The 10,694-nt window shown below is 72.1% G+C and carries 7 protein-coding genes and 1 pseudogene; 2 read left to right on the forward strand and 6 right to left on the reverse strand.

What is annotated here, in order from left to right:
• Window positions 1–394: 394 nt before the first annotated feature.
• From ACIBSV_RS49135 to ACIBSV_RS49150, 4 genes are all read right to left on the reverse strand, one after another.
• Window positions 395–1,411 (reverse strand): TIGR03617 family F420-dependent LLM class oxidoreductase, encoded by a 1,017-nt coding sequence (locus tag ACIBSV_RS49135; protein WP_395874272.1) that lies wholly within the window; start codon window positions 1,409–1,411, stop codon window positions 395–397.
• Complete coding sequence (locus ACIBSV_RS49140; protein WP_395874274.1) at window positions 1,408–2,313, reverse strand: SDR family NAD(P)-dependent oxidoreductase; 906 nt, start codon at window positions 2,311–2,313, stop codon at window positions 1,408–1,410. The genes ACIBSV_RS49135 and ACIBSV_RS49140 overlap by 4 nt, the downstream gene beginning before the upstream one ends.
• 96 nt (window positions 2,314–2,409) lie before the next feature.
• Entirely contained in the window at window positions 2,410–3,042 is a 633-nt protein-coding gene (locus ACIBSV_RS49145; RefSeq protein ID WP_395874276.1) for a response regulator, read from the reverse strand.
• On the reverse strand, window positions 3,039–4,286 hold the full coding sequence (locus tag ACIBSV_RS49150) for a sensor histidine kinase (protein ID WP_395874278.1): 1,248 nt from the start codon (window positions 4,284–4,286) through the stop codon (window positions 3,039–3,041). Before ACIBSV_RS49150 ends, ACIBSV_RS49145 begins: the two co-directional genes overlap by 4 nt.
• Before the next feature lie 272 nt (window positions 4,287–4,558).
• Here ACIBSV_RS49150 and ACIBSV_RS49155 point away from each other — a divergent pair, with 272 nt between their 5' ends.
• Window positions 4,559–5,116, forward strand: a complete 558-nt coding sequence (locus ACIBSV_RS49155; RefSeq protein ID WP_395874280.1) for a heme-binding protein — start codon at window positions 4,559–4,561, stop codon at window positions 5,114–5,116.
• Between the two features lie 320 nt (window positions 5,117–5,436).
• On the opposite strand, the gene ACIBSV_RS49160 is transcribed toward ACIBSV_RS49155, so the two are convergent.
• Both ACIBSV_RS49160 and ACIBSV_RS49165 read right to left on the reverse strand, forming a co-directional pair.
• Window positions 5,437–5,640 (reverse strand): hypothetical protein, encoded by a 204-nt coding sequence (locus tag ACIBSV_RS49160; protein ID WP_395874282.1) that lies wholly within the window; start codon window positions 5,638–5,640, stop codon window positions 5,437–5,439.
• A 317-nt stretch (window positions 5,641–5,957) separates the two neighbouring features.
• A pseudogene (locus ACIBSV_RS49165) lies at window positions 5,958–6,318 on the reverse strand (family 1 glycosylhydrolase); the annotation flags it as partial.
• A gap of 239 nt (window positions 6,319–6,557) precedes the next feature.
• On the opposite strand from ACIBSV_RS49165, the gene ACIBSV_RS49170 reads away from it, so the two are divergent.
• Window positions 6,558–10,373 (forward strand): ABC transporter ATP-binding protein, encoded by a 3,816-nt coding sequence (locus tag ACIBSV_RS49170; protein WP_395874284.1) that lies wholly within the window; start codon window positions 6,558–6,560, stop codon window positions 10,371–10,373.
• Window positions 10,374–10,694: the final 321 nt, after the last annotated feature.

The following is a 10,694-nucleotide window of genomic DNA, read 5'->3' on the forward strand; positions in this document are numbered from 1 at the left end:
CACGGCGGTCACCACGAGGAACAGGACCAGGGACCAGGCAACATACGCGTTCACGGCACACTCCCGATGGTGCAATGGAATCGGCCTGCACATCGACCAGGCCAGTTTCCATTCTGGGCACGACTGGCCTGCCGACAAAGGGCCAATTCCAGGGAGGTGGACTGTGTTCGGCGAACGGTGCGGATCGGAAATGGCGATCCTCCGGCGCGAAGGGGTGCCGAGGCGGCATCGTGGCCTCAGGCTCCCGCCGGGCCCGGGACGGTACCGGCGGGGCGGCCGGCGGCGTGCACCTCCCCCCAGTGCGCCGCCGAGGAAGACGGGCCCGCGGGCATTCCCCCCGCCCGCGGGTCCGTCGCCCCACTCCGGCCCGGCATCGGGGCGGTCGGACCCTGCGTCAGCGCAGCGCGAGCACCACGTCGCGAATCCGCGCGTCGTCGGCCGGATCGACCGGCAGCGGCACCGTGACCGCGTCCGCCAGCCCGCCCCAGCGCTCCGTGATCAGCGCGGGCAGTTCCTCGTACACCGCCATCGGCAGCAGCGTGTCGAGCACCTCGTCGGTGACGTGCCCGGCCAACTGCGACCAGTCGTCGCGGCGGACCATCACCCGCAACCGGTCCTGGAGTTCGCCCCATCCATACAGGTCCAGCGTGGCGCGATACGCGGGCGTCGAGTACAGGAACGCGAACAGCCGCCGCTGCCGCTCGCGTTCCGCGTCCAGCGCGGCCCGGTCGGGACCTGCGATCACCTGTGTGCCGGCCACGAGTTCGACCGTGCGCGGAAGCGCCGCGCGCGCGATGCCCTCGGCCAGCGCCGGTCGGGCGACCGTCGCCAGCCACCGCGGACCGGAGTTGGTCGGATGGGTGACCAGTCCGTCCGCGAGTTCGCCGGCGAGCGCGCACATCGCCCGCCCGACCCCGCCCAGCAGGATCCGAGGCGCGACCGTGTCCGGGTCCGGGCCGGGGTTGAAGTACGGCTGCATCCGGGTGAGTCGGTGGTGCGACCCCTCGTACGCGGGCGGCTCGCCGGTCCGGAACGCCTCGAACGCGGCCCGGACCGCGCCCACGTAGTCGCGCATCCGGGCCACCGGCGGCGACCACGGCATCCCGTACCGGTCCTCGATGTTCTGCCGCACCTGACTGCCCAGGCCGAGTTGGAACCGGCCGCCGGAGAACCGCGCCAGGTCCCACGCGCCGTAGGCGGTGAGCAGCGGGGAGCGCACGAAGGCAAGCGTCACCGACGTGCGCACCACGAGCCGTTCGGTGTGTTCGAGGGCGAGCAGCGCCGCGGCGAACGCGTCGTGCACCGTCTCGGCCACGTGCAGGCCGTCGAACCCGGCCGCCTCGGCCCGGCGCGCGTGCGCCGCCACCTCGCGCAGCGGCAGCCGCGGGTCCATCCCCGTGTAGACCCTCATCGGGTGGTTTCTTCGCCGACCAGTTCCTCGGACAGGCTCCACAGTCGCGCGGCGTCCGCCTCGTCCAGTGCCCACGCCGCGTGTTCGGCGGTGATCGCGCAGTCCGCGAGGTACACACCGCCGACGTCCGCGAGTTCGGGCGCGGTCGCGGCCCAGACCTGGGTCGCGGCGCCGTTGGCGACCTGCTTGATCGGCGGCATGTTCGAGGCGGTGACCTTGCGTTGCAGATCGCGCCCGGCGTCGCGGGTCATGTACCGCCCCAGATTGGTCGCCACCATGCCCGGGTGCACGGCGTAGGCCCGCACTCCGCGTCCGCGCAGCCGGCGGTCCAACTCGACGGTGAACAGGATGTTCGCGGTCTTGGACGCGCCGTACGCCTGCCAGGGGTGGTACTCCTCGGGCGCCTTCTCGTAGTTGGGGTCCGCCCAGCGGATCCCTGACGCCACGTGCCCGGCGGAGCTGAGGTTGACCACCCGCGAGCCGGGGCCCAGCGCGGGCTCCAGCAGGGTGGTCCACAGGAAGTGGCCCAGGTGATTGGTGCCGAACTGCAGCTCGAAGCCGTCCGAGGTACGCCCGAACGGGGTCGCCATCACTCCCGCGTTGTTGACGAGCACGTCCAACGACGGGAAACGCTCGCGCAGTTCGGCGGCACCCGCGCGGATCGAGGCGAGCGAGGTCAGGTCCAGGACGGCGTACTCGACCCGGCCCGGCAACTCCGCGACCGCCGCGCGGCCCTTGTCCGCGTCGCGGGCGGTCACCACCACGCGCGCGCCGGCCGCGGCGAGCGCCCGCGCGCTCTCCCGACCCAGGCCGGAGGTGCCGCCGGTGATCACGATCGTGCGGCCGGTCGGGTCGACGTCGGCCAGAACCTCGTCGGTGGTGCTGTCGGGTCCGAATGGCATGGCACACTCCGCCGGATAGATGCTTGACTGTGTTCAGCACTATGGGGCGCGGGTGTCGGGATGGCAAGGCCGCGGCGCGGCTTGCGTGACGGATCGTCAGGTCAGCCGGATCAGCCGCCGCTCGGTGGCCACGCTCACCGCGGCGGTGCGGGTGTCCACGCCGAGCTTGGCGTAGATGTGGCCCAGGTGCGTCTTCACCGTGGCCTGCGAGATGAACAGTTCCCTGGCGATCTCCGCGTTGCCCACACCACGCGCGAGCAGGTGCAGGATCTCCACCTCGCGGGTGGTGAGCGTGGTGTCCGGCCTGCGCATCCGACTGAACAGCCGCGCGGCCACCTCCGGAGCCAGCACGGTGCGGCCCGCGGCGGCGTCGTGCACCGCACGGAACAGGTCCTCGGGGCTGCCCGCCTTGAGCAGATAGCCGGCCGCGCCCGCCTCGATCGCGCGCGAGACGTCGGCGTCGGTGTCGTACATGGTCAGCACCAGCACGTGCGGCGGCTCGGGCAACGCGAGCAGTCGCTCGGTGGCCTCGACACCGTCGATCCCGCCGACCAGTTGCAGGTCCATCAGCACCACGTCCGGGCGCAGCGCGGCGGCCAGCCTGACCGCCTCCTCGCCGCTCGCCGCCTCGCCCGCCACCTCGATGCCGTCCTCGCCGGCGAACAGCGCGAGCAGACCCGCCCGAACGACGGCGTGGTCGTCGCAGACGATCAGGCGGATCGGGTTCACGGTGCGGCTCCTGGGCTCGGGCGGGAGGTGGGCTCGGTGCCGGCGGCCGGGGTCGTGCCCGGTGCCGGTTCGAAGGGCGTGTCCCGGTCGGCCGTCGGAGGCGGCTCGGGGTCCGCCGCGCCGGAGGCGTCCCGCACGGTCGCGGCCAGCGCGGTGCCCTCACCCGGGGCGCTCTCGACGGTGAGTTCGCCACCCACCTCGGCGAGCCGGCGGCGGAGCGAGGGCAGGCCGTAACCGCGCAGGTCACCCGCCCGGGTCAGGCCCGGGTCGAAGCCGACGCCGTCGTCGCGGATGTCCAGCGCGACCCGGTCCGGCAGGTAGGTGAGAGTCACGTGCACGGCCCGGGCCCGGGCGTGTTCGCGCACGTTGGCCAGCGCGCCCTGCGCGGTCCGGGTGAGCGCGGCCTGCACCGGCTCGGCCAGCGGGCGCACCCGACCGTCCACGGCGAGCGCGACGCTCGGCCCCTCCTCGCTCCGAAACCGCTCGACCACCCGGGCCAGACCGCCGGGCAGGCCCGGATCGTCGGCGAGTTCGGCGGGGGCCAGGTCGCGGACGAACCTGCGGATCTCCTCGACGCCGAGCGCCGCCACCCGCTCGGCCCGACGCACGTGCGCCCGCGCCGCGTCGGGATCGTTGTCCCAGCCGCGGTCCGCGGCCTGGAGCAACATCCGCAGGCTCGAAGTGCCCTGCGCGATGGTGTCGTGGATCTCCCGGGACAACCGCTCACGCTCGGCCAGCACCCCCGCCCGGCGCTCGCTGACCGCCAGTTCGGCGACCGTCTCGCGCAGCCGTCGCTCGTCGCTGCGCATCCGGGTGAACACGGCGGTGGCGATCGCGGCCACCGCGGGCGGCCCGAGGAAAAGGCTGGGGTCGATGGTGTCGGCGAGCCGGTACTGCGCGATCACCACGGCGGTGGTGAGCAGCACCACCGTGCCGATCGCCGCTCTGGTCGACAACACCCGCAGGCCGGTATAGAGCAGCGGTACCGCACACCACGCGAAGCTCGGCGCGACGGTGACCAGGGCCAGCCAGGTGGCGAGGACCGCGGTCAGCCAGGCGGGCCGCGCGGGCGAACGGTCCTCGGGCAGGGTCAGGCCGGCCAGGTAGAGCGCGGCGAGCAGCACCGCGAGGGCGAGCACCCACGGGGCGCGGCCGTCGGTGCCGTGCCGGACCGTGTACCGCCCCATCGACGCGGCCAGCAGCAGCAGGAAGCCCGCGTGGATCACCAGCCCGGCGTGCCGCACGGGCCATGGCTCTGTTCGCTGTCGGGGCACGACGTACCTGTTCCCTGTCCCGCTCGGCTCGATCACGCGCGGCGCGCGCACATCGACGATCCCCTCCACCGTGGACCCGCTCGCGCGGGTCCGGATCAGCCGATCGGTTGATCCTCGCACCGCCCGACCGGCGCGCCGGGACCGGCGGCTTTGCCGATGGCGGACGGGCGGATCGACGGGAGTGTGGAGGCATCGGGGCAACCGCCCGGGAACGACGCAGAAATGTGAAAGAGGTACGGACGATGAGCAACTTCTCGACGCGTGGTCGGGTTCTGACCGGGGTCTTCTCGCTCGCGGCGGTCGGCGCGGTCACCGCCGGTGTCGCGGCGGCCCAGGTGCCCGGCACGACCGAGGCCAAGCACGACGAGCGCCCCGCGCCCGCCGTGGTGTCGGTCAAGACGCTCGGCGTGGACGCCGCGAGCAAGGCGGCCCAGGCCGCGCTCGACGCCGCCGAGAAGGAGGGCCAGAAGGTCACCGTGGTCGTGGTCGCCCGGGACGGCTCCACGCGTGTGGTGCTCAAGGGCGACGGCGCGGGCCCGCAGTCGGAGGAGTCGGCGCGGCGCAAGGCGTACACCGCCGTGTCCTGGAACGCCCCGACCTCGACGCTGGCCCAGCGGGTCACCGCGCCGGGCGCGTCGCTGCGGGACATCCCGGGCACGCTGTTCCTGGCCGGCGCGGTGCCGGTCGCCGTGGACGGCGCCCCGATCGTGGGCATCGGGGTGGCAGGTGCTCCCGGCGGCGACTTGGACGAGAAGTACGCCGCCGAGGGCCTCAAGGCGATCGCCGGTCAACTGAAGTAGCCGACGCGGCCGAGCGGTCGGGCGACCCGGAGATCGGGCCGCCGAGCGGTCGAGCCGCTGGGTGTTCGAGGCGGTGGGTGTTCGGGCCGCTGGTGTTCGAGGCCCTGGGTGCTCGGGCCGTTGGTGTTCGAGCGGGCCCGCCGTCGAACCACCGAGCGTTCGAGCGGCCGACCGCCGGGGAACATCGCGGACCCGGGTCGATCCCGGGGCCGAGGGGACGAGGCGCCGCTCCGTCGCCCCTCGGCTCCGGGATCGGCCGGTCGCGAACCCGGCGGTGGTCGGCGCGCGGTCGACACGCGGTCGGCGCGATCGGCGCGCGGTCAGCCGAAGGCCACCGCGCCCTGGACGTTGAACACCGCGCTCTGGAAGGGCAGCAGCAACTGCGCGGGCAGGAAGCTGTCCGGCGTCAGCGGCTCGCGGGGCGTCTGCGCGGCGCGCGCCGCGGGAATGTACAGCGAGGCCATCGAGCCGAAGATGACCGCCGTGACGATCACGGCCGCCTTGCGAAATCCGTGCTTGACCATGGAATTGCCCTTCACCGGGGACGTCGGGGGAAACGAGTCGGCGTCCCGCCGCGCACCGGAATTCCGGACACGGCTCCGCCGCACCGCCCGGGGATTTCATGGCGGCGCGGCAACTCTAAGGTTTTGTCGGCAAAGGAAAAGACGCCGTTCGCCCTCCCGGGTGACGTCATCGGTTGGCCCAGGGCCCAGGACACGCAATTTCACTCGGAAGGGTGAGGATTGTGCGCCTGCGCGCTCCCGTGCGTGTCCATGTCCGGTGCCGGGCGTTATCCGGGCCGCCCGACACCGATTCGCTCGCGCAACCAGTGATAGGAAGCTCACGGTGTCCGGGTCCCGGTCGGGAAGTCGACATGGATCAAGCCGAAGCGTTGGTGATAGACCTCGGCCCATTCGAAGTCGTCCGGCAGGGACCCGACGAAATAGCCGCGGACGTCGATTCCGGCTTTGCCCGCCGCGCCCACCGCGGCGATATGCCCATCCGGGAACGCGACGCGTTCCGGGTCGTCGAGACCCTCGGCGGTCGAGCACCCCTCCGCGGTGATCCGGATCGGCGGCAACGCGTCGCCATAGCGCGCCGAGCCCGGTCGGCAGCGTGGTCAATCATTCGGGCACCACCGGCCAGTCGAACGCGGTACGCGGCACGCCGGTGATCTCCACCATCGAGAACGGCAGCGGCGCGCCCGGCTCGCCCTCGGCGATCACGGTCGGGTTGTCGTCGGGTGTGCGGGTTCGAGGGCTGCCCGACATTGCGGAGCCGGTCCGCCGGCGCTGCGGGCCGGTCCGCCGGGGCTCGGGTGGGCGGTTGCGGTCGGGCGTCGGATCGCGGCCCATGATGGCGCGGACGGTGCGCGCGGTCCAGGGTGTGATCGGGTCATCCGAACATCGTTTCCTCGGTTAACAATTTACAATGGTTGGCTATGACAACCGGACCCGCGCCAGGCCGCCCCGAACACGGCTGGCTGCGTCGACTGATGGCCGCCTCGTGGCGGTATCGGAGCAGCGTGCTGATCGCGTTCGGCGCCTCCCTGGTCGGCATGGCGGTCACCGCGCTGGTCCCACTGGTGCAGCGCGAGGTGGTCGACGACGCGGTCGCCGGCGAGTTGGGCGGGCTGGTGCCGCTGTCGGTGCTGCTGCTGGGCGCGGCCGCGGTGACCTTCGGTTGTGCGTTCGCCCGGCGCTATGTCGGCGGCAAGTTGTCCCTGGACGTGCAGTACGACCTGCGCACGCGCATCTTCGGCGCGCTGTCCCGGCTGGACGGCGCGCGACAGGACCAGCTGCAGACCGGGCAGATCGTCAGCCGGGGCATCTCCGATGTGACGATGGTCCAGGGCTTCCTGTCGATGATCCCGATGATGACCGGCAACGTGTTGTTGTTCGTCATCTCGCTCGGCGTGATGTTCTGGTTGTCGCCGTTGCTGACGCTGGTGTCGCTGGCGGTGGGGCCGGGATTGTTCGCGGTGGCCTACCTCTCCCGGAAGCGACTGTTCCCGGCCACCTGGCAGGCCCAGCAGGATGCCGCCGCACTGGCCGGCGTCGTGGACAGCGCGGTCACCGGGGTCCGCGTGGTCAAGGGCTTCGGGCAGGAGGAGCAGGAGCTGGATCGGCTGGAGACGGCCGGACGCAGGCTGTTCGCCTCCCGGTTGCGCTCGGTCCGGTTGAACAGCCGGTACACCCCGACGCTTGCGGCGATCCCCGCACTCGGCCAGGTCGGCGTACTCGCGCTCGGCGGCTGGTTGGCCGTCCGGGGCGAGATCACCCTGGGCACCTTCCTCGCCTTCTCCACCTACCTGGGCCAGTTGGTCGGGCCGGTGCGGATGCTCTCGAGTCTGTTGACCTTCGGGCAACAGGCGCGGGCCAGCGTCGAGCGCATCTTCGAGGTGATCGACTCCCAGCCGATCGTGACCGAGAAGCCGGACGCCGAGGTGCTGCCGGTGGTGGCCGCCTCGGTGGAGTTGGCCGACGTGCGGTTCGGCTATGTCGCCTCGCGGCCGGTCCTGGACGGGCTGTCGCTGCGGGTGGAGCCGGGCGAGACGCTGGCCCTGGTGGGCACGTCCGGATCGGGCAAGTCCACCGTGTCGATGTTGTTGCCCCGGTTCTACGACGTGCAGTCCGGCGCGATCCTGGTGGACGGGCACGACGTCCGGGACCTGACCTTCGACTCGCTGCGTTCCGCGATCGGGCTGGTGATGGAGGACAGCTTCCTGTTCTCGGACACCGTGCGGGCCAACATCGCGTACGGCCGGCCGGACGCGACCGAGGAGCAGGTGCTCGCGGCGGCGCGGGCGGCCGAGGCCGACGCGTTCATCCGCGAACTGCCGGCCGGTTACGACACGGTGGTCGGCGAACAGGGGCTGACCCTGTCCGGTGGGCAACGGCAACGGGTATCGCTCGCGCGGGCGTTGCTCACCGACCCGAGGATCCTGCTGCTGGACGACGCAACGTCGGCGGTGGACCCCAAGGTCGAGGCGGAGATCCACGCCACGCTGCACCGGGTGATGGCCGGGCGCACCACGATCCTGGTCGCGCACCGCCGCTCGACGCTACAACTGGCCGACCGGATCGCCGTCCTGGACAGGGGCCGGCTGGTGGACGTGGGCAGCCACGACGAACTCAGCGCGCGTTGCCCGCTGTACCGGCTGCTGCTGTCCGGGCCGGGCGAGGACGCCGAGGGTGTGGACGCGCACGAGTCGCTCTCACTCGCCGCGTCGGTCGCGCCGCCCGACGCGAGCGGGGTCACGCCCGCGCTGTGGGACCGCTCGGCGACGACCGACACGGCGCCCGAGGACCCGGCCGGCGTGGTCGCCGCGAGCGCGACGCGCGGCGGTCCGGGCGGGTGGGCGGCGATGCTCCAGGCCACGCCGGAGTTGCTCGCCCAGGTGGACAAGCTCCCGCCCGCCACCGATCGGCCCGGTGTGGACGACGCGCAGGCGCGCCGCTCGGACTCGGCGTTCGATCTGCGCTCGCTGCTGCGGCCGTTCCGGTGGGTGCTGTTGCTCGGTCTGGTCTTGGTGATCCTGGACACCGGCGCCCAGCTCGCGCTGCCGGCGCTGATCCGGGACGGGATCGACCGGGGCATCGACGACGGGGCCACCGGCGCGATCATGACGGTGTCGCTGATCGCGGTGGTGATCGTGATCGCCGACTGGTTCGTCAACGTCGCCCAGGCCCTGATCGCGGGCCGCACCGGCGAGCGGTTGTTGTACACGCTGCGGGTGAAGACCTTCGCGCACCTGCAACGGCTGGGACTGGACTACTACGAACGCGAGTTGTCCGGGCGGATCATGACCCGGATGACCACCGACGTGGACGCGCTGTCCACGTTCCTGCAGACCGGGCTGGTCAGCGCGGTGGTCAGCGTGCTGACCTTCTTCGGGATCATGGTCGCGCTGCTCGTGCTGGACTGGGAACTCGGGCTGATCGTGATGAGCGTGCTGCCGATCCTGATCGCGGCCACCGTGGTGTTCCGGTCCAAGTCGTCCAAGGCGTACACGGAGGCGCGCGAGAAGGTCAGCGTGGTCAACGCCGATCTCCAGGAGAACGTCGCCGGGTTGCGGGTGTCGCAGGCGTTTCGCCGCGAGGGCCGCAACCGGGAGCGGTTCGCCGAACGCAGCGACGACTACCGCGCGTCGCGGCTGCGGGCCCAGCGCTACATCGCGCTGTACTTCCCGTTCGGGCAGTTCCTGTCCAACCTCGCGGCGGGCATCGCGCTGATCGTCGGCGCGCATCGGGTGGGCGGCGGGACGTTGTCGGCGGGCGCGTTGATCGCGTACCTGCTCTACATCGACATGTTCTTCTCGCCGATCCAGCAACTCTCGCAGGTGTTCGACGGCTACCAGCAGGCGGCGGTGGGGCTGCGGCGGATTCGCGATCTGCTGCGCACGCCCACCACGACGCCGCCTCCGGCCGTACCGGTTCCGGTGCCCACGAGTGGGCTCAAGGGGGCGATCAGCTTCCGGGATGTGCGGTTCGCGTACAACACGCCCGCGTTCGGGGACACCGACGAGTCGGGCGAGGGCGCGGCGGCGGTGATGGGTTCGCCCGAGGTGTTGTCGGGCGTCACGCTGGACATCGAGCCGGGCGAGACGGTCGCGCTGGTCGGAGAGACCGGCGCGGGCAAGTCCACCCTGGTCAAGCTGGTGGCCCGGTTCTACGACGTGACCTCGGGCGCGGTCCTGGTGGACGGGGTGGACGTGCGCGACTACGACCTCGCGGACTACCGGCACCGCCTGGGCATCGTCCCGCAGGAGGCCTACCTGGCGCCCGGCAGCGTGCGGGACGCCATCGCGTACGGCCGCCCGCAGGCCACCGACGCCGAAGTCGAGGCAGCCGCCCGCGCGGTCGGCGCGCACGCCGCCATCGCCGAGCTGAACGGGGGCTACCTCCACGCCGTCGGCGAGCGCGGCCGCAACCTGTCGGCGGGCCAGCGCCAGTTGATCGCGCTGGCCCGGGCCTACCTGGTCGACCCGGACATCCTCCTGCTCGACGAGGCCACCGCCGCACTCGACCTGGCCACCGAGGCCGCCGTCACCCGCGCCACCGAGGCCCTCACCGGCCGCCGCACCACGCTCGTGGTCGCCCACCGCCTCACCACCGCCGCCCGCGCCGACCGCATCGCCGTCATCGACCGAGGCCAAGTGGTGGAACTCGGCACCCACACCGAACTCCTCACCCGCCAAGGCCCCTACGCCTCCCTATGGGCAGCCTTCACCGGCACAACCCAACACGCAGCCTGACCCACCCACGGCCAACTCACACCCGAGCCCAGCCCGGCCCGCGCTCGACGCCAACCCAGCCCGGCCGGCGCTTGAGGCCACCAGAGCCAACTCCCACCCACCGCAACCCCAAAACACCGACCGGGCAACATCCCAGCCCGGCCGGCGTTTGAGGCCACCTGAGCCAACTCCCACGCACGGCAACCCCAAAACGCCGCCCGAGCAATCCCAGCCCGGCCGGCGCTTGAGAAGCCGTTGTCTTATCGAAAGTAGTTCCTGCGTTTCCGCTGGTCGGGCATGAAGTCTGGTGCCGTGCGGGAGGGATGACGTGTCGCGTCGTTT

The organism is Embleya sp. NPDC050154 (genome assembly GCF_044460165.1).
GTDB lineage: Bacteria > Actinomycetota > Actinomycetes > Streptomycetales > Streptomycetaceae > Embleya.